16 protein-coding genes are annotated in these 20,560 nt (G+C 38.8%); 1 reads left to right on the top strand and 15 read right to left on the bottom strand.

Annotated features, from left to right (window positions below):
• Positions 1-196: 196 nt before the first annotated feature.
• From MWJ95_RS07255 to MWJ95_RS07235, 5 genes are read right to left on the bottom strand one after another with little or no spacing between them, the layout of a single operon-like run.
• Complete coding sequence (locus MWJ95_RS07255) at positions 197-2,005, bottom strand: oligopeptide ABC transporter substrate-binding protein (protein ID WP_249073188.1); 1,809 nt, start codon at positions 2,003-2,005, stop codon at positions 197-199.
• A gap of 15 nt (positions 2,006-2,020) precedes the next feature.
• Positions 2,021-2,923, bottom strand: coding sequence for an ABC transporter permease (locus MWJ95_RS07250; protein WP_283164638.1), 903 nt, complete (start codon positions 2,921-2,923; stop codon positions 2,021-2,023).
• Between the two features lie 35 nt (positions 2,924-2,958).
• Positions 2,959-3,921: an oligopeptide ABC transporter permease gene (gene opp4B, locus MWJ95_RS07245; RefSeq protein WP_249073189.1), complete on the bottom strand. Its 963-nt coding sequence runs from the start codon at positions 3,919-3,921 to the stop codon at positions 2,959-2,961.
• A complete protein-coding gene (locus MWJ95_RS07240; RefSeq protein ID WP_249073190.1) occupies positions 3,922-4,869 on the bottom strand; it encodes an ATP-binding cassette domain-containing protein in 948 nt (315 codons plus the stop codon).
• Positions 4,866-5,879 carry an ABC transporter ATP-binding protein gene (locus MWJ95_RS07235; protein WP_249073191.1) on the bottom strand — a complete coding sequence of 338 codons (1,014 nt, stop codon included), beginning with the start codon at positions 5,877-5,879 and terminating at the stop codon, positions 4,866-4,868. The genes MWJ95_RS07240 and MWJ95_RS07235 overlap by 4 nt, the downstream gene beginning before the upstream one ends.
• Before the next feature lie 866 nt (positions 5,880-6,745).
• On the opposite strand from MWJ95_RS07235, the gene MWJ95_RS07230 reads away from it, so the two are divergent.
• Positions 6,746-8,275 (top strand): cardiolipin synthase, encoded by a 1,530-nt coding sequence (locus tag MWJ95_RS07230; protein ID WP_249073192.1) that lies wholly within the window; start codon positions 6,746-6,748, stop codon positions 8,273-8,275.
• 585 nt (positions 8,276-8,860) lie between these two features.
• Here MWJ95_RS07230 and pyrE read toward each other — a convergent pair.
• The 10 genes from pyrE to pyrR form a co-directional block, all read right to left on the bottom strand.
• Positions 8,861-9,490 (bottom strand): orotate phosphoribosyltransferase, encoded by a 630-nt coding sequence (gene pyrE, locus MWJ95_RS07225; RefSeq protein WP_249073194.1) that lies wholly within the window; start codon positions 9,488-9,490, stop codon positions 8,861-8,863.
• 2 nt (positions 9,491-9,492) lie between these two features.
• The gene (gene pyrF, locus MWJ95_RS07220; protein ID WP_249104885.1) at positions 9,493-10,197 is read right to left on the bottom strand and encodes an orotidine-5'-phosphate decarboxylase; all 705 of its coding nucleotides are present in this window, start codon (positions 10,195-10,197) and stop codon (positions 9,493-9,495) included.
• Positions 10,194-11,108, bottom strand: a complete 915-nt coding sequence (locus MWJ95_RS07215) for a dihydroorotate dehydrogenase (protein ID WP_249073196.1) — start codon at positions 11,106-11,108, stop codon at positions 10,194-10,196. The genes pyrF and MWJ95_RS07215 overlap by 4 nt, the downstream gene beginning before the upstream one ends.
• On the bottom strand, positions 11,105-11,878 hold the full coding sequence (locus MWJ95_RS07210) for a dihydroorotate dehydrogenase electron transfer subunit (protein WP_249104884.1): 774 nt from the start codon (positions 11,876-11,878) through the stop codon (positions 11,105-11,107). The genes MWJ95_RS07215 and MWJ95_RS07210 overlap by 4 nt, the downstream gene beginning before the upstream one ends.
• 1 nt (position 11,879) lies before the next feature.
• Positions 11,880-15,077, bottom strand: coding sequence for a carbamoyl-phosphate synthase large subunit (carB, locus tag MWJ95_RS07205; protein WP_249073198.1), 3,198 nt, complete (start codon positions 15,075-15,077; stop codon positions 11,880-11,882).
• Complete coding sequence (locus MWJ95_RS07200) at positions 15,070-16,170, bottom strand: carbamoyl phosphate synthase small subunit (protein WP_249073199.1); 1,101 nt, start codon at positions 16,168-16,170, stop codon at positions 15,070-15,072. The genes carB and MWJ95_RS07200 overlap by 8 nt, the downstream gene beginning before the upstream one ends.
• The gene (locus tag MWJ95_RS07195; protein ID WP_249073200.1) at positions 16,170-17,447 is read right to left on the bottom strand and encodes a dihydroorotase; all 1,278 of its coding nucleotides are present in this window, start codon (positions 17,445-17,447) and stop codon (positions 16,170-16,172) included. The genes MWJ95_RS07200 and MWJ95_RS07195 overlap by 1 nt, the downstream gene beginning before the upstream one ends.
• A 1-nt stretch (position 17,448) precedes the next feature.
• Positions 17,449-18,327, bottom strand: coding sequence for an aspartate carbamoyltransferase catalytic subunit (locus MWJ95_RS07190; protein ID WP_249073201.1), 879 nt, complete (start codon positions 18,325-18,327; stop codon positions 17,449-17,451).
• A gap of 205 nt (positions 18,328-18,532) precedes the next feature.
• Positions 18,533-19,843 carry a solute carrier family 23 protein gene (locus tag MWJ95_RS07185; RefSeq protein ID WP_249104882.1) on the bottom strand — a complete coding sequence of 437 codons (1,311 nt, stop codon included), beginning with the start codon at positions 19,841-19,843 and terminating at the stop codon, positions 18,533-18,535.
• Positions 19,844-19,863: 20 nt separating this feature from the next.
• Complete coding sequence (gene pyrR / locus MWJ95_RS07180) at positions 19,864-20,406, bottom strand: bifunctional pyr operon transcriptional regulator/uracil phosphoribosyltransferase PyrR (protein WP_249073203.1); 543 nt, start codon at positions 20,404-20,406, stop codon at positions 19,864-19,866.
• Positions 20,407-20,560: the final 154 nt, after the last annotated feature.

Below are 20,560 nucleotides of genomic sequence, written 5' to 3'. Positions count from 1 at the left end.
ACTTTGATCATTGGTCAAGAAGGCATTATCACACGATATGATCCCTTTCCTCTGCTCGCTACAAGGTAATCGTCAAGTTTGTCCCTCCACTCCAATCCCCCTATCACGGTATTCGATATCAGAACGTATAACTAAATCAGTTATGAAAAACAGCCTTTCCCCTATATGAAGAAAGACTGTTTTGTCAGTGATTAGCTTATTTTACTGGAGCATCTGCTGTTAATTCAATAGTTTGAAGTTCTGATTTTGTTTCATTTGCATAATCAACATTGAAATTTTTCACACGTTTGTTGACTGGGAAAAGCTCTGTACGGAAGTACATTGGCATTGTCGTTGCTGTTTTGCTCATGTATTCTTGCCATTTACGGAATGCTTCTGCACGATGTTTTGGATCCATCGATTTTTCCGAATCAATGTCTTTTAACATTTTTGTTAAATCAGCAGAAACGTAACGACTCATGTTAAATTCTGCCCCTTCACCATATAAACCTACCGGAGATGGATTCGTACCTGTTTTCCATGCAGCCATATACATATCGATTTCTGGATCATCAGCCTCAACTTTATCATAGAAGCTGTTGAATTCTATTAAACGACCAGTAGTCAGTTCAACATTTAATCCAACTTCTTTCCAGTTTTGACGATAGTACTCAACAATTGCTTCATCAGTATCTGAACCAGCCATAGATGCTAAACGAATTGTGAATTTCTTGCCGTCTTTATCTTCACGGATTCCGTCCCCATCTACATCTTTATAGCCAGCTTTATCTAGTAATTCCTTAGCCTTTTCAGGATCATAGTGATAACCCTCTAATGTACCATCATAGTAAGATGCAAACACTGGTGGAATTAATGAATTTGCTCTTACACGTAGACCTTGATAGAACTTTTCTGTAACAGACTCAATATCCATCGCATAGCCAATCGCTTGACGTAAATTTACATCATTCATTTTTGACTTCTTATCAAAAATATTAATACGATTTGCTTTATCATATTTCCCTACTTTAAACCCTAAATAAGAGTATGACATCTCTGGACGGCTTGCAATTGTTATATTGGATAAATCCTTGATGCTATCAAATTGAGTTGTTGGGTAATGTTCTGCAATATCATATTTCCCAGTTTTCAAAGCTTCACCGATTGAACTTGAAGGAACAACTTCGATTACCACTTTATCTAATTTCGGCTTGCCTTTAAAATAATGTTCATTTGCTACAAGCTGAACTGACTCTCCATTTACAATTTTATCAATTTTAAATGCACCCAGTGTTACAGGATTTTTACGAACTGCATCTGAAGCAATTAGGGCATCTTTAACAGGGATTGACTCTAGCTGATGCTTCGGTGCTGCATAACCCCATAACCCATCCCCAACTGAATAAATAGCTGGTGATACTTTTTTGAACGTAATTTCAATGGATTTTTCATCAATTTTTTTAATACCAGAAATTGTTTTCTCTTTTCCATCATGATATTCTTTTGCACCAACAATATTTTGGAAATCGTCATCGTAGCGTTTTCCGTCGTAATCAGGATGACCAATAATTTCGTATGGATAAATTAAATCCTCAGCTGTCAAAGGTTGACCATCAGACCACTTAACGTCACCTTGAATAGTAATCTTCGCTTTCTTATTGTCCTTATCAACCTCTAATTTTGCAATACCTGTATCTTTTACTTGGAAATCCCCATCCAATTCAAAAATTTCATTTTTTGCGTAATCCAAGATTGTACTATCGTAGGCATCATCAGATAATTCCGGAATGAAAACCCCTTTAAAAGGAGTGTCTGTTACAAGCGCTACCTTTAATGTACCACCTTTAATAGCGTCCCCTTCATTTGTTATTTCCATTGGAAACTTAGTTGCATCTGTTTCAGTTTGTGTCGGTTTCTCTTTGTTGCCATCCCCAGTTTTAGCTGCCTCTTTACCCTCGTTATTGCAGGCTGCTAAGACAAACATCACTGCAAAAATAACGGATAGTAATAACCAATTTTTTTTCATAGTACATCCTCCCCTTTATCCCATTCTTTGTTTTGCGTCAGCTGCACGACGAAGTGCTTGACCGACATAATTTATACCAAGCATCAAGATTAAAATTAATATTGATGCGGGCAACCATACCCACCATTTTTCTGACAAAACGATTGGATTTCTCGCATAGTTTACAAGTGTTCCTAAACTCGGAGTCGATGGCGGCAAACCAAATCCTAAGAAGGACAATCCTGTTTCGATCCCAACGTTACCAGCAAAGTTCAACGTTAGTTCAACGATTAAAATAGAACTTAAATTTGGTAAAATGCCTTTAAACATAATAGCGAAATCACTTGTCCCCATTGTTTTAGAAGCACTCACATAATCCCTTCGCCCCTCCGATAGTGCTTTACTTCGGACTAAGCGGGCGGTGCTCATCCATTGAAATAAACTGATGATCAAAATCAATTCAAGTATGCCATATTTGGGAATGATAGTAACAAAAACAATGATCACCATTAGATTAGGTAATGTCATAAAGAATTCAGTAATTCGCATAAACAAATTATCAATAAATCCTCCATAATAACCCATGACAATACCAAGACCTATCCCTGCAATACTAGTAATAATCGTAATGGCAAATGCTATTAAAATAGAGTTTTTTGCCCCTATTACTAGTTGCCCCAGCATATCACGACCTGCTTCATCTGTTCCAAGTGTATAACCATTTACACCGGGTTCCGTGTAACGCTCCAACAGTTTAATCTTTAACACTTCATCTTGATTTAAAAGCATGGCAGCGACTAGAAATCCAATGATAAGAAAAGTTATCCCTAAAAAGGAAATCATCGCTAATTTATCTTTTTTAAACTCTCGCAAAACGACTTGTATCCCCGTCGGTGGAGAGTTATCAAATTTGACCATTTCGTTATTTTGTTGCTCCATTTGAATTCACCTCTCCTTAAACATTATTTTAGTCATTAGTCTATGCGGATACGTGGATCAACAATGCTCATAATAATATCAGACAGTAGACTACCTAATAATGTTAAGAAGCCATAAAGCATAACTAGTGCCGTAATAACACTATAATCTCGACTCATGATTGAATTGATAAACAACTGACCCATTCCTGGGAAACCAAAAATTGTTTCAATGAAAATTGAGCCACCTAATAAACCTGTTATTGTAAACCCTAAAAAGGCTGCGATTGGTAGCAGAGAATTACGGAAAATATGTCTAGTGTAGACTTTTCGCATTGGGATCCCTTTGCTTCGAGCCGTTTTCACATAATCCTGAGTTTTTGCATCTATTATTTCTGAGCGTAAATACTGAATAATAGCGGTTGTGCCTAAAATAGCATACGTGATAGCAGGTAGTAGTAAATGATGGATTTTATTCCAATAATATTCCATTGTGCCTGATTCAAGACCTACATCAACAGTTCCACTAGTTGGGAACCACATGAGTCTATATCCGAATATATAGACGAATATTAGTGATAATACGAAAGTTGGAATAGCATAACTTATAAAACTGTACAGGGTGATAGATTTATCTAAAAATGATTCTTGATAACGACCTGCTAACACCCCAAGTGGAATCGCAATCAAATAAACAAAAATTGCACTGAGTAATGAAAGCCAAAATGTATTTAATCCGCGCTCACCAATAAGTGTGGACACTGCAATTTTATATGTATAGCTTCGTCCAAAATCACCTTGAAAAGCGTTTGTAATCCAATGGTAATACTGAACATACCAAGGGTCATAGAAACCAGCTTTTATACGGAGTTCCTCAATCCTTGAAGGGTCTGTCTCTGGTGTAATAAGCCCTGTAAATGGATCTCCCGGCATCTGTTTTGCCAATATAAAGATAAAGAGACTTAATATAAAAAGCTGAGGAATCATCAGTAATACACGTCTAACTATTGTTTTCCACATTTATATACCCCCCCGTTCAATGTCAGACATCGCTACTTTATGCGTATCCGAGATGGATTTTAATGGGTATACTTTGCCATGCTCGTCATAATATTTATGCTGCTCTTTTTGATAATTCGCTTCGACATCTTGACGTATTACTTTACGCTCCAAACGTGTTTCTGGCTCAATATTAGGAATAGCTGATAATAGGCGCTTTGTATAAATATGTTGTGGATTCATGTATATATCATTTCGAGTACCTGTTTCAACAAAGCGTCCTTTGTACATGATAGCTATGTGATCACACATATGCTTCACGACACCAAGATCATGCGAAATAAATAAATAACTAAGGCCAAATTCACGCTGAATGTCTTTCATAAAATTTAGCACTTGTGCTTGTACAGATAAATCTAGTGCAGATACAGGTTCATCAGCAATAATCATTTTTGGATTACAAGCAACCGCACGCGCGATCCCAAGACGTTGCTTTTGACCACCTGAAAATTCATGTGGATACTTTAACAATACATCTTCCGACATACCTACTATCGCTAGTAACTCTTTAATGCGCTTACGTTCCTCTTGATCACTAAGCTTCATAAAATTCCGAATAGGCTCTGCTAAAATGTCTAAAACACGTTTTCTAGGATTCATACTTGAATGGGAATCTTGAAAAATCATTTGAATATCTTTGTTATAAGCTGAATCACGATTTCTGCGTTGGTTAGTAACATTCTCACCTTCATAGAAAATTTGACCCGACGTGATCTTCTCTAGACCTATAATGGCCTTCCCTGTTGTTGATTTTCCAGAACCTGATTCTCCTACTAAACCGTATGTTTTTCCTTTTTCAAACTCCATTGAGACACCATCAACCGCATATACCTTATCGACTACAGTATTAAAAAAGCCTCCTCGAATTGGGTAATGAACGTTTAAATCGCTAATTTGCATAAAGCTCATACAGTCCCGCCTCCTTCTTCACCTTCGAAATGAAAGTGTTTCCAGCAGGTACATCTAACCAAATGACCTGGTGCAATTTCGTGTAATTGTGGTTTGCTTTCATGTGCAGCTGCATCAATCCAGGGTATTCGTGCTGAAAATCTACAGCCTTCCCGAGGCAAATTCATCAACGATGGCACCATACCTTGAATCACTTCAAGTCGTTCATTTTCACTATGTGTTTGTGGAATAGAATTCAATAAAGAACGCGTGTAAGGATGTTTAGCGTTCGTAAATAATTCTTGAACAGGTGCTTCTTCTACTACTTCACCTGCATACATGACTGCAACTCGATCAGCCATTTCTGCCACGACACCTAAATCATGGGTAATTAAAATAATGCCTGTTTCGGTTTCCGACTGTAGTGCTTTTAGTAGGTCCAGTATTTGAGCTTGGATCGTTACATCTAAAGCTGTTGTCGGTTCATCCGCAATTAAAATAGACGGTTTACACGATAATGCAATGGCAATCACAACACGCTGTCTCATCCCTCCGGACAATTGATGCGGGAATTGTCTTGCCACACGCTCTGGTTTAGCGATGCCCACCTGATTCAATAATTCTAGTACCCTTTTACCGCGCTGTTGCTTTGAGAGCTTTGTATGATACATTAACCCCTCTGCAATTTGTTCTCCAATCCGCATTAATGGATTAAGAGCTGACAGAGGATCCTGAAAAATAAAACCAATATGATTGCCACGCAAACTATTAAATTGTTCGTCATTTAGTTGCGTTAAATTTTGATTATTATAAAAGATTTCGCCTGAAACTTTTGTATTTACAGGATTGTACAAGCCTACAATACTAGTTGCTAGCGTACTTTTACCACAACCCGATTCCCCAACGATTGCTAATACTTCATTCTTTTTAAGCGAAAGTGAGATATCCTCTACAGCAGCGTGGTAAGTTTCTTTAATGCGGAAACTGGTAGTTAGATTTCTAATTGTTAGTAGGTCATTTGCTGTATCCAAACAATCTCCCCCTCCTATATTCAATATTCTGAAAAATGATTGTACTTCACTTTAAAATGTATTTCAGAATTATATTTTATTGAAAGATTCATTTACACCTCCAATAATATTTATTGATACCTTTACTGTTTTTTTACTTTTTCATACAACTACAATCGCTAATTGAATTGTCTGAAAATTAACTGTGATATTATTTTATATGGAAATAATACATTAAATCAAGCAAATTTTTCGGAATATTACAAAGATACAAACAAATAAGTTCCATACATCTTTACAAAATAATTTTTTAAACTTAATTTTTTCTTTACTTAATTGCTTGTTCCTTTTTCAACCTTCTATCTATACTCTTCTATTTTTATTTTTAAAATATAATATTTTTATAATAATCTTGTTTTATATAACAGCTAATAATTATGAATTCTCTTTAAAAATAAGGAAATTGAAATCCAAACTATTTATTTTTTAAAAATAGTTTTTTCGTTTAAAGTGTTAAAAATTAAACGGAAATTTCAATATACTAAAAAATTAATTTTTTCATTTTTATTTACCTAACCCTTTACGTACCTCTTAATTATATTGTTCCTAAAAAAATTAGCTTTATAAAAAGTATATGCAACAGCAAAGGTGATATATTCTAAAACTTTCAAATAAAAAACTATTAAAACGGAATAACACTATTTTATATGGGAGTATTTAACAAGAACTTGATTTACTGAAGAAATTAATGAAGAAACTTTGGTATTTAGCGCGGGAAAAGTGTGCAGAAATGTCTATATTGTAAAAAAGAAGAAAACAATCTATCATAAAACTATTAAATTATAGTCTCCTCCCAAGAATCTTATAGAATAGGTGAATGTATACATATGAAAAATCGCGTTGCCCAGTTGCTATTCGTCATTTCAATTGCAGCAATTATACTCATAGTCTTAAATAAATCTGTTATTTCCTTCTATACTTTAATCGGCTTTATCATGCCTATCACAATTATAGGGATTGCCTTCATTATTTTTATTGAAAATCGTTCCCCACAAAGTACATTAGCATGGTTTTTAATATTAGCCATTCTCCCCGGTATCGGTTTACTTCTGTACTTACTATTTGGAAGAAGTCGCTGGAGAAGAAAGAAACATTTACGCCGTTCCGAAGAACAAAGGATGTTATTCCGTGAAATTTTAGCAGGGAAAAGTTTTCATTTGGAAATGTCTTCTCCTTTAAATGAACGATCCACCTATTTAACACATGTTATCCAAAAATTTGGCGGCGGTCCTGTTGCGAATGAAACAGCAACAAAGCTCTTAACAAACGGGGATGAAACATTTACTGAAATCATACAAGCAATTGAAAATGCCACACATCACATTCATATTCAGTACTATATCTATCGATCAGATGAAATCGGTACAGAAATTCGCGATGCCTTAATAAAGAAAGCAAAATCTGGGGTTATCGTCCGCTTTCTTTATGATGGACTCGGTAGTAATAAATTACGAAGAAGTTTCTTACAACCAATGAAAGATGTAGGAATTGAAGTAGTCGAGTTTGATTCAATTCTTTCCCCTTGGCTATTAGAAACCGTCAATTATCGTAACCACCGTAAAATTGTTATTGTAGATGGGACAATTGGGTTTACAGGCGGACTCAATGTTGGAGATGAATATCTTAGTCGTTCAAAGAAGTTTCCTATTTGGCGAGATAGTCATTTAAAAATAGAAGGAAAAGCATTATATAAACTGCAGGCCATTTTCCTAGAAGATTTTCTCTATGCTACTAGTAGTTTAAATACTGAGTCTTGGAATCATTTTATGGATAGCACATACTTTCCAAGCCAAGGAATCCATCAGGCTGAAGGTGCCGTACAAATCGTTGCAAGTGGACCTAGCTCAGATGATACAAATATTCGCAATGCGTTATTGAAAATGATGAGCTCCGCAAAAAAATCCATTTGGATTGCTACGCCATACTTTATTCCTGATCAGGAAACATTAACATTATTACGTTTGAGTGCACTTTCTGGGGTAGATGTCCGTATTTTATATCCTGGAAAAGGCGATAGTATCATTAGTGATCAAGCATCCCAATCATACTTTACACCACTTTTAAAAGCGGGTGTCTCCATTTACCGCTTAAAAGATGCTTTTATGCACGCCAAGATTGTACTGGTTGATGATGAAGTTGCATCCATTGGTACAGCCAATATGGATATTCGTAGTTTTGAGCTTAATTATGAAATCATTGCGGTCCTCTATGAATCTAACACGGTTCTAAATATTAAAAATGATTTTGAACAGGATTTTAAAGACTCCATAGAAATTACATGGGCGTCCTTCCAAAAGCGGAGTATTCAAAAACGCATGCTTGAATCTCTTACGCGACTCATTTCTCCTTTGCTGTAAAAATGATTAAAAAAGACTGTAAAAGTAAAAGGATTCACACACAGTTTTGTGTATGAATCCTTTTTTGCCCTTTGGAAGGTGGATGTCGATAAAAATGAAAAGTTAGGTGATAAAACGTGAAAGTTGGTAGATAAAATTCAGAAGTTGGTAGATAAAACGTGAAAGTTGGGCGATAACTCCTGAAAGTGTTTCGATAAAACTAAAAAGTTGAATGTCATTTTGTTAAAACGCATGTCATGTGAATTGTTGATTGGAGTGGAGGCTGGCGACTCCTTGGGGATTAGCGATAGGGGAACGAAGGCTAAGAACATCACGTCCTGTGATAACGCCTTCGTGACCAACATCGTGTTGCCCCGACGCCCCCAGGAAGCTCTGCTCTGCGCGAAAGCGCAGCGTCAGCGGCAAATGTTTTCTGTAGCGAAAGCGCAGCGTCAGCTACAAAGCGCCAGCCGGAACGGAAATCAACCCCTCGTTTTGAACAAGAACTACACTTTATTTAATAGGACACCTTAATTTCTTTGAAACAATAGTTTTTCAACAAATGAAAGGGTGGTATGAAAAATTATCATACCACCCTCTTTTTAATTAAAGCTCTCCTGCTTTTAACTTCCCATGCCAGTCTTTTAAGAATGGAATATCTTCTTCTTTAATAGCACCGGATTCATTTGCTGCTTCAATTAAATAATCGAAATTTGTTAGAGATACATATTTAATGCCCGCCTCATCAAATGCTTGTTCAGCACGTGGAAGATTGTATGTGTAGACGCACACAACGCCTAGTACTTCACATCCTACTGCACGTAAGGCTTCTACAGCTGTAATCGATGAGCCGCCTGTAGAAACGATGTCTTCTACGACTACGACTTTTTGACCTGCTGCGTATTTCCCTTCGATTTGGTTACCACGGCCATGCTCTTTTGCTTTTGAACGTACGTAAACCATAGGTAACTCTAAAATATCACTTACCCAAGCTGCATGTGGGATACCCGCTGTTGCAGTACCTGCTACAATTTCTGTTGCGCCAAAGTGTTCTTTAATAAGAGATGCTAGACCGTTTGCTAATTGCTTACGAATTACAGGGTCAGAGATTGTTAGACGTGTATCACAGTAGATTGGTGATTTAATGCCTGATGCCCATGTGAATAGTTCAGTTGGATTTAATTCTACTGCGCCTACTTTTAACATAGCGTGTGCGATTTCATTTTGTAATGTCATAGTTATGCCTCCCATAATTCACTTACGATTTTATATGCTGCTACTGGATCTTGTGCACCTGTAACGGCACGTCCAACGACGATTAACGAAGAACCGTCACGTTTTGCGCCATCTGGTGTTGCAATGCGCTTTTGGTCGTGTGCATCGCCACCCGCTAATCGGATACCAGGTGTCACACGTAAGAAATCTTCACCGCACACTTCAGCAATTGCTTTTGCTTCATGTACGGAGCAGACTACACCGTTTAAACCAGCTTGTTTTGTTAAGCTTGCATAATGTAATACAGATTCTTGTAAAGATAACGCAATTTTTTGCTCCACCTGCATTTGCTCTTCTGTTGTAGAAGTTAGCTGTGTTACGGCAATTAATGCCGCACGTTCACGCCCTGCCGGAGTACCCGCTTCAAGTCCTTCAAGTGCTGCCTCCATCATTTGACGACCGCCCGCCGCGTGAACGTTGACTAAATCTACGCCTAATTTTGCTAGGCCTTTCATAGCAGAGCCCACTGTATTAGGAATATCGTGTAATTTTAAATCTAGAAAAATATCATGACCTAGATCCTTTACCTTGCGTACAATATCTGGCCCTTCCTGCATATATAATTCCATACCAATTTTCACGAAAAGAGGTTCATTAAAGTGCTTTAGAAAGCTGAATACTTCTGCTTCTCCAGGGAAATCTAGTGCAAGTATTGGTTTTGTATTCATGAACGATGGCTCCTTCCGATAATTTCTGAAATATGCTCTACGCCTAATTTATCGAGCTTTGCTGGTAGTTCATCAATAATAGTTGGACAAACGAAGTGATCGACAAAGTTTGCTGTTCCAACAGCAACTGCAGATGCGCCAGCCGACATAAAATCAATAACGTCCTGCGCTTCTGTCACCCCACCCATACCAATAATCGGAATATTGACAGCCTTATACACCTCATAGACCATACGAATTGCAACTGGCTTTACGGCAGGACCTGATAAGCCGCCTGTACCATTGGCAATCACTGGCTTACCTGTACGCTCGTCTAAACGCATGCCAATTAGTGTATTAATCATGGTAATGCCATCTGCACCACCGGCTTCAACAGCTTGTGCAATTTCTACGATATTCGTAACGTTTGGCGATAATTTCACGTATACAGGCACTTCTGAAACAGCTTTCACAGCTTTCACTAGCTCTCGTGCAGTTGCAGGATCTGTACCAAATTGAATACCACCACATTTAACGTTCGGACAAGAAATGTTAAGCTCTAATGCTTTCACATTTGGTGCAGTAGAAATGCGTTGCGCTACTTCTACGTAATCCGCTGTCTCCGTACCCGCAACATTTGCAATGATTGGCACATCATACGCTTCTAAAAACTTTAATTCTTCATTCATTACTTTTTCGATTCCGGGATTTTGTAAACCAATGGCATTCAACATCCCTGCTGCTGTTTCTGCGACGCGTGGAGTTGGATTGCCGGGACGTGTTTCTACAGTCGTAGCTTTAATCATAATAGCGCCGAGCTTTGATAAATCATAAAGCTGTGCGTATTCACGTCCAAAGCCAAAGCAGCCGGATGCTGGCATTATTGGATTCTTCAAGTCTAAGCCTGGTAATTGAATGTTTAAACGACTCATAATGCCACCGTACCTTTCGGGAAAACTGGACCGTCAGAGCATACTTTGACATAGTCTTTTGCTACTTGATCTGTTGTTTTACATACACATGCAAAGCAAGCACCAATACCACAGCCCATACGCTCCTCAAATGATAAATAACCTTCTTTTTCTGGATAAAAGCCTTCAAGTGCTTTTAACATCGGTAGCGGACCACAAGAATAAAAGACATCGAATTCGGGTGCTCGTGACTCTAAAACATTTGTGACAAAGCCTTTTGTTCCTTTAGAGCCGTCAACTGTTACATAATGTGTTTCTCCAAGGGCGCTGAATTCTTCTTCATAGAAGCATACATCTTCCGATTGGAAGCCTAGCACATGAATTGTTTTAACACCTCGTGCGTTCAATTGCTTAGAAAGCTCATGTAATGGAGGTACCCCAATTCCCCCACCAACTAGTAGGGCTGTGCCTCCCTCTTTTACTGCTTCTACAGGGAAGCCATTACCGATTGGACCAAGGACATTGACAAGCTGCCCTTCACGATTTGTCGCTAACACGCTTGTTCCACGACCCTCCGCACGATAAATCATTGTAAATTTGTTGTTGTCTTTATCTATGTTTGCAATACTAATTGGTCGACGTAAAAGCGGCTCCAATGAATCTGACACCTTTACATGGACAAACTGGCCAGGTGTCATATCCTGAACCAGTTCTCCACGAAGTGTCAATTCGAAAATGTTTGTCGCTATTTGCTTTTGAGAGACGACCGTCATTTTCTCTTGACGAATCATATTAATGTACTACCTCCGCTTTTGGCATTTGTTCTGCTGTGAATGTCATTGATTCAATAACACGGACCATCGCTTCTGCTGTGTCTAATGAAGTTAAGCAAGGTACACCGTTTTCTACAGACTCACGGCGAATTCGGAAGCCATCACGTGCCGGCTGTTTACCTTTCGTTAACGTATTGACCACAAGCTGTGCCTCACCGTTTTGAATTAAATCGATTAATGTTTCACCTTTTGCACCGATTTTACCAACTACATCTGTGCGTACGCCAGCCGCTTCAAACGCTTGAGCTGTACCTTCAGTAGCAACAATACGATAGCCTACTGTTGAGAAGCGTTTTGCAAGTGCAATGGCTTCCTCTTTATCTTTATCTGAAACTGTGAACAATACTGTGCCTTCTGTACGAATTTCCATACCTGCTGCAACTAAGCCTTTGTAAAGTGCTTTTTCTAATGTTGCATCTTTACCCATTACTTCACCTGTTGATTTCATTTCAGGTCCTAGTGTAATGTCAACACGACGTAATTTAGCGAATGAGAATACTGGTACTTTCACGAAGACACCTTTTTGCTCTGGCGCTAAACCTGTTGGATAGCCTTGTTCTACGATTGATTTACCAAGAATCGCTTTCGTTGCAATGTTTGCCATCGGAATATTTGTAATTTTACTTAAGAACGGTACTGTACGAGATGAACGAGGGTTAACCTCGATGACATATACTTCGCCCTGTGAAATGACATATTGAATGTTCATTAAGCCTATAATGCCAAGACCTTTTGCAAGGCGAGTTGTATAATCCACTAACGTATCTTTTTGCGCTTGTGTTAATTTTTGTGGTGGGTATACAGAGATAGAGTCACCAGAGTGGACCCCTGCACGCTCGATATGCTCCATAATACCTGGTATTAATACATTTTCACCGTCACAAATGGCATCAACTTCAATTTCTTGACCAGTTAAGTAGCGGTCAACTAATACTGGGTGATCTGGAGATGCTTCTACTGCGTTCTCCATATAATGTTGTAATTCCTCACGGTTGTAGACAATTTCCATCGCACGTCCACCTAGTACGTATGAAGGACGAACTAGTACAGGGAAGCCTAGACGATCGCTTATAGCAAGAGCTTCCTCCGTAGATACAGCTGTTTCACCTTGTGGCTGTGGAATGTCCAAGTCGCGTAATGCTTGCTCGAATTTGTCTCGGTTTTCCGCACGGTCGATATCTTCAAGTGATGTACCTAAGATTTTCACACCATTGGCAGCTAATTTATCAGCCAGATTAATAGCTGTTTGACCACCGAATTGTACAACTACGCCAATTGGTTGCTCTAAGTCGATAATATGCATAACATCTTCAATTGTTAATGGCTCAAAGTATAATTTGTCTGAAATCGAGAAGTCAGTTGAAACGGTCTCTGGATTCGAGTTAATAATGATTGCTTCGTAACCTGCTTCTTGAATTGCCCATACTGAGTGTACTGTAGCATAGTCGAATTCTACCCCTTGACCAATGCGGATTGGACCAGAACCAAGTACCACGACTGACGGCTTATCGGATTTAATTGATTCATTTTCATCTTCATATGTGCCATAGAAGTATGGTGTCTCAGATTCAAACTCCGCTGCACAAGTATCAACCATTTTATATACTGGAATAATGCCATTTTCTTTACGATACGCATATACTTCTTCTGAAGTTGTTTCCCAAAGCTCGGCAATTTTCTTATCTGCAAAGCCTAGACGTTTTGCTGTACGTAACACATCTTTATCGTTTTTATGGTCAGCAAGTGTTTGCTCCATATCTACGATGTTTTTGAATTTATTTAAGAAGAATAAGTCAATGGCAGACCATTCATGGATTTGCTCAATTGTAACACCGCGACGAAGTGCTTCACCGATAAAGAATAGACGCTCGTCACCTGCTTTGCGGATACGTTTTTCAATCCAAGAATCCGTGTTTTCTTCTGCATGTTTCAGCTCTAAGTGAACTTGTCCTGTTTCAAGAGAGCGCACTGCTTTTAGCATAGCTTCTTCAAATGTACGACCAAGTGCCATCACTTCACCAGTCGCCTTCATTTGTGTCCCTAGATTACGCTTTGCTGATTCAAACTTATCGAACGGCCAGCGTGGGATTTTCGCCACGATGTAGTCTAAAGCTGGCTCGAAGCAAGCATACGTAGAACCTGTTACAGGGTTTTTGATTTCATCTAATGTTAAACCAACTGCGATTTTTGCTGCTAGCTTGGCAATTGGATAGCCTGTTGCTTTTGATGCTAACGCTGATGAACGTGATACACGTGGGTTTACTTCGATTACATAGTAATTGAAGCTATATGGATCAAGTGCTAACTGTACGTTACAGCCACCCTCAATTTTTAGGGCGCGAATAATATCTAATGAAATATTACGTAGCATTTGGTTTTCACGATCTGAAAGTGTTTGTGTAGGCGCCACTACGATAGAGTCACCTGTATGAATACCAACTGGGTCAACATTTTCCATGTTACATACAACGATCGCGTTATCGACAGCATCACGCATTACTTCATATTCTATTTCTTTATAACCAGCGATTGATTTTTCTAGTAAACATTGTGTTACTGGTGAATATTTTAGACCAGATGTCACGATTTCCTCTAGATCTTGATCGTTGTAGCAAATACCGCCACCTGTACCACCAAGTGTGAAGGCAGGACGAACGATTACCGGGTAGCCGATTTTCGCTACGAAGTTTTTCGCTTCATCTAAGTTATGAATAATATCTGATTCAGGTACTGGAGCACCTAGCTCGTACATTAAATTACGGAATAAATCACGGTCTTCAGCTTTATGGATCGCATCTAATTTTGTTCCAAGAATTTCAATATTAAGCTCATCTAGAATTCCTGATTTATCTAATTCAATGGCCATGTTTAAACCTGTTTGACCACCAAGTGTTGGTAGGATGGCATCTGGACGTTCTTTACGTAAAATTCGTGATACAAATTCTAGTGAAATTGGCTCAATATACACTTTATCTGCAATTTCTGTATCTGTCATAATTGTCGCAGGGTTTGAGTTTATTAAGATAACACGATAGCCTTCTTCTTTTAAAGAAAGACAAGCTTGTGTTCCTGCGTAGTCAAATTCTGCTGCTTGTCCGATCACGATTGGACCTGATCCGATTACTAAAATAGTTTCAATATCTGTACGTTTAGGCATGTTGTTTCCCCTTCCCTGCTTCTACTTCCATCATTTCGATAAATTCATCAAATAAGTGATTTGAATCCTCTGGACCTGGTGATGCTTCTGGGTGATATTGCACTGTGAAGATTGGATATTTCTTGTGACGCACACCCTCACAAGTGCCATCATTTAATGCGATATGTGTTATTTCTAAATCTGTATCTTTTAATGAATCGATGTCGATTGCATAACCATGGTTTTGAGATGTTAAATCTGTACGACCCGTGCGTAAATCTTTTACTGGATGGTTACCACCTCGGTGACCAAATGGTAATTTGAAGCTTCGTGCACCACATGCTAGCGAGAAGATTTGGTGACCTAAGCAAATACCGAACATTGGCACTTTTCCGATTAAATTTCGTACCGTTTCAATGCCTTCTGCTACGTCTTCAGGGTTACCTGGACCATTTGATAGCATAATTCCATCTGGATGCCATGCTAAAATTTCCTCTGCCGAAGTATTGTAAGGGACAACGAGTACATCGCAATCACGTTTGTTTAACTCACGAAGGATACCGTGCTTCATACCATAGTCAATTAATACGACGCGTTTGCCACGACCTGGTGATGGGTAGGCTGCTTTCGGCGATACTTCACGAACATGATGTGTAATCGCTGGTGTTGCCTGTAATTTTGCAACGATTTCATCTATATTCACTTCTTCATCAGCCGCTGTTAAAATAGCCTTTACTGACCCTTTACTACGAATAATGCGTGTTAATTTTCGTGTATCGATTCCTTCAATGCCCGGGATATCCTTTGAAGTTAAGTATTCATCTACCGTTAAATCACAGCGGAAGTTTGAAGGTGTTTTTGCTAATTCACGAACTACAAATCCTCGAATAGCAGGTGTGATCGATTCAAAATCATCACGGTTAATACCGTAATTACCGATTAAAGGATAAGTTAACGTTACAATTTGTCCGTAGAATGAAGGATCTGAAATTGTTTCCTGATAACCTGTCATCCCCGTTGTGAATACGACCTCACCTTGTGAAGCTCGCTCACTACCGAACGCTGTACCTGTAAATACTGTGCCATCTTCTAAAATAAGTAAACGTTTTTTCATTACTCTGCCTCCTGGTATACGATATTGCCTTCAAAAATTGTAAGAACTGGCCATCCTTTTGCAACCCAGCCATTGAATGGTGTATTGCGTCCTTTTGATACAAAGCCTTCTGCATCAATTGTTTGTTCTTTATTTAAATCTATTAAAATCATATCTGCTGAAGCACCCACTTCTAATGTGCCATATGGTAAATCGAAAATTTGAGCAGCCTTTACAGTCATCCAATCAATCAACTGCTTTAACGTCCATTTCCCTGTTTCTACAAATTGTGTGTAAAGCAGTGGGAACGCTGTTTCGAAGCCTACAATGCCAAATGGAGCACCAACCATACCACAGCATTTTTCTTCTACTGTATGTGGAGCATGATCTGTAGCGATGCAATCGATTGTGCCGTCTAGCATAGCTGCATGGAGTGAGTCTTTGTCATCTGCTCCACGAAGCGGAGGATTCATCTTCCAATTTGCATCATCTGATGGGATATCCATTTCTTCAAGTAATAAATGATGTGGGCAAACTTCTGCAGTGACACGAATACCTGCTGCTTTCGCGTCTCGTACTGCACGTACAGATTCCTTTGTTGATACGTGACATACGTGGTAACGTGCTCCAGCTGCTTCTGCTAGTAGAACATCTCGTGCAATTTGAACGGATTCACAAATCGATGGAATTCCTGGTAAATCAAGCTCTTTATTACGCTTCCCTTCGTGCATAACACCGTCGTAAATTAATGAGTTATCCTCGCAGTGTGCAACAACTACCATATCGTGCTGTGCTGCATCCTTCATTTGCTCATACATAGTTGATGCAAGCTGGATACCAACACCATCATCTGAAAATGCGACAGCCCCATGTTCTTTTAATTCTGCAATGTCTGTGCGAACCTCACCTGAGATATCCTTTGTTAATGAACCGTATGGCAGTACTCGAATCACTGCACTTTCTTTAATAAGACCGTTAATCAACTGCATATTTTCTACTGAATCTGGCACTGGTTTTGTATTTGGCATCGCACAAATTGTTGTGAAGCCACCTTTTGCTGCTGATGCCGAACCTGTAGCAATTGTTTCTTTATGTTCAAAGCCTGGCTCGCGTAAATGTGTATGTACATCGACAAAGCCTGGTGCAACAACTAAACCATTTCCTTCGATTATTTCTGCGCCTGCTACTTCTACGTTTGGACCTATTGCCGTAATTTTGCCATCTGCCATAGCGATATTTACTGTATGTAGCTCGCCTTGTTCATTTACCATTTGTACATGTTGAAGAACTTTTGTCATGTTACTCTCTCCCCTTTAAAATTGTTTCCATTATAGCCATTCGTGTATATACACCATTTCGAACCTGCTCGAAAATTCTAGAACGTTCGCATTCTACTAACTCTGAAGCAATTTCTACATCACGATTGACCGGTGCTGGATGCATGATAATTGCCTTGTCCTTCATTTGTTTCTCACGTTCAATTGTTAAACCGTACTCATTATGATAGCTCTCTTTTGAGAAGCTTTTATTAACCTTATGACGTTCATGCTGCACACGAAGTAACATAATCACATCGCTAATTTCGATTAAATCATCCCAAGAATGATGTGCGTCAAAATTACCTGCCCACTCTTCCGGACAAAGGAAATGAACATTTGCCCCTAAGCGCTGTAACGCTAACGCATTCGATTTCGCTACACGACTATGGGATATATCTCCAGCGATTGTTACATTTAACCCTTCAAAAGAACCAAACTCTTTTTTGATTGTATAAAGATCTAATAGTGATTGAGACGGATGCTGACCAGTGCCGTCACCTCCATTAATAATGGATACATCGATGCCTTCAAGTAGTTCATTGTAATACGCATCTTCCTTTGCACGAATGACTACGGCATCCATACCAATCATTTCTAACGTCTTTACTGTATCGTATAATGTCTCACCTTTAGTGACGCTTGAAAAGCTACCATCAAACGGGATAACGATACAGCCAACTTTGCGCTCTGCCATTTCAAAGCTTGTTTTCGTGCGCGTACTTGGTTCAAAAAATAAATTTGCAACGTTGTATGGGCGAGATAACGATGATGTTTCACCATTTTCAAAAGCTTGCGCTCGATCTAAGATGTTGTTAATTTCTTCAGTTGTTAAATGTTCCATCGATAATAAGTTCTTCATCATGTAACCTCCATTAGATTGTGTTTCATGAACGTCTATGTATAAACGTTCTGCATTCAGTAAGCTGAATATAATAAAAGCCCCGTTGATGTCATCAACGAGGCATAAGGAGGCGCGACAAACTATAGCAGGATACATTCCTACTTTTAGACTGTCTACAACTTCCCTTTTTTTGCCTCTCTGGACAATTCATTAAAAGGTACTTCTATGAATTTTTATTTTGATTGTGCAGTACTGGTTTTTCTGCTTCTTTTTTTCCTGGTAGGATGGCATTTAAAAGAACACCGATAATCGCTGCTAATGCCATACCTTCGACACTAAGTGATTCTGAAACAACAAACTTCGCACCGCCGATACCAATGACTAGAATAACAGAGGCAATGACCAAGTTACGACTATTACCAAAGTCGATATGATTATCGACTAACATTCGTAATCCACTTGCCGCAATGATACCGAAGAGCAGGATAGAAACCCCACCAAGTACAGCTGTTGGAATTGTTGCAATAACTGCCATTGCTTGCCCGAAGAATGATAGTAAAATTGCCACGACCGCTGCTCCTGCGATAACGTATACACTGTAAACACGAGTGATAGCAAGAACGCCGATATTTTCACCGTAAGTTGTTTTCGGTGGACCACCGATTAATGCACTAATAAATGTTCCAATTCCATCCCCTAAAAGTGAACGGTGTAAGCCTGGTTCTTTAATGTAATCTCGATCAACAACTTTCCCTAACACTAACTGGTGACCAATATGCTCTGAAATCGTTACAATCACGATTGGTACCATTGTTAGGAGTATCTTTGTTGTGATTTCAAAATCGTAGTGAACGCCTGGGATTAAGAAGTCAGGTAGTGCAAAGAAGTCTGCTTTGGCAATTGGTGAATAATCAACAATACCGATAATCATTGAGTAAATATATCCTACAATTAAGCCAATTAAGATTGGCATTGTACTTAAAATGCCTTTAAAGGCAATCGTGAAAATAATGGCTGTAAATAATGTTACTAACGCTGCTGAGAAGTGTAAAAAGCTATATTTGCCATCTACATTCATCGCCATATTGACTGCTGTACCTGATAACCCAAGTCCAATGACCATAATGACAGGTCCAACCACAATCGGTGGCAAAATTTTCATGATCCATTTATAGCCGCTTTTCCAGATGATTAGGGATACAATACCATATGTTATTCCGACTGCCATAGCACCAATCATTGCATGACCTGGATTTACACTAGAGCCGTCTTTATTTAAACCACCTGCCGCTAGTAAAATCGGTGCGATAAAAGCAAATGATGATCCTAAATAAGCTGGAACTTGAAATTTCGTAATTAATAAGAAAAACAGTGTAGCAATCCCACTTGTTAAAAGGGCAATCGCTGGACTAAGACCAACCAACTGAGGAACTAAGATCGTTGAGCCAAACATTGCAAACATGTGCTGGAAACTTAATGTCACTAGTTGGACTGGGGTCGGTTTATCCTTAATATCTAATACTGCATTTGACATAGTGCTTCCCCACTTTTTTGTTAATCTTCTTTAAAAATGATGACGCAATCTTCTCCGTCTACTTCTTGTAAATTGACGACAATACGCTCAGCTCCAGATGTCGGAACATTTTTACCGACATAATCAGCTCTTATCGGTAGTTCCCTGTGACCTCTATCGATCAGGACCGCAAGTTGAATTTGTGCAGGTCGCCCTAAATCCATTATTGCATCTAGCGCTGCGCGGACTGTACGCCCTGTGTATAGTACATCATCGACTAAAATAATTTTTTGATTTACAACTACATCATCAATATCTACTTGCTCAACATGTGCTTGTTCATTATCATGCTTTGTTGTTAAATCATCTCGGTAGAGGGTGATGTCTAGCTCCCCTGTACGGATTGGTTTGCCTTCAATTTTTTCAATTCGTTCAGCTAGGCGTTTTGCAAGAAATGCACCTCGCGTTTTAATGCCCACTAAAATACATTCATCGATTCCTTTATTGCGTTCAATAATTTCATGTGCAATACGTGTTAACGCTCTTGCCATAGACGGTCCATCTAATAGCTCATTTTGTGCCATGTAAGTTTCCTCCTCTCTTCTATCTATTGTTGGCCATGTGTCCATAAAAAAACCTCTCGAGGCGAATAGCCTGAGAGGGTTGAATACGTGTTTAAATAGTATGTTGAAAAAATTTGCAGCACAAATTTTTTAGCAACACATTCACATGTACCTT

It is taken from the genome of Lysinibacillus sp. Bpr_S20 (assembly GCF_023337835.1).
Classification (GTDB): domain Bacteria; phylum Bacillota; class Bacilli; order Bacillales_A; family Planococcaceae; genus Lysinibacillus.
Note: the sequence above shows the minus strand (reverse complement) of the source record. Positions and strands in the feature narration are given on the sequence as shown.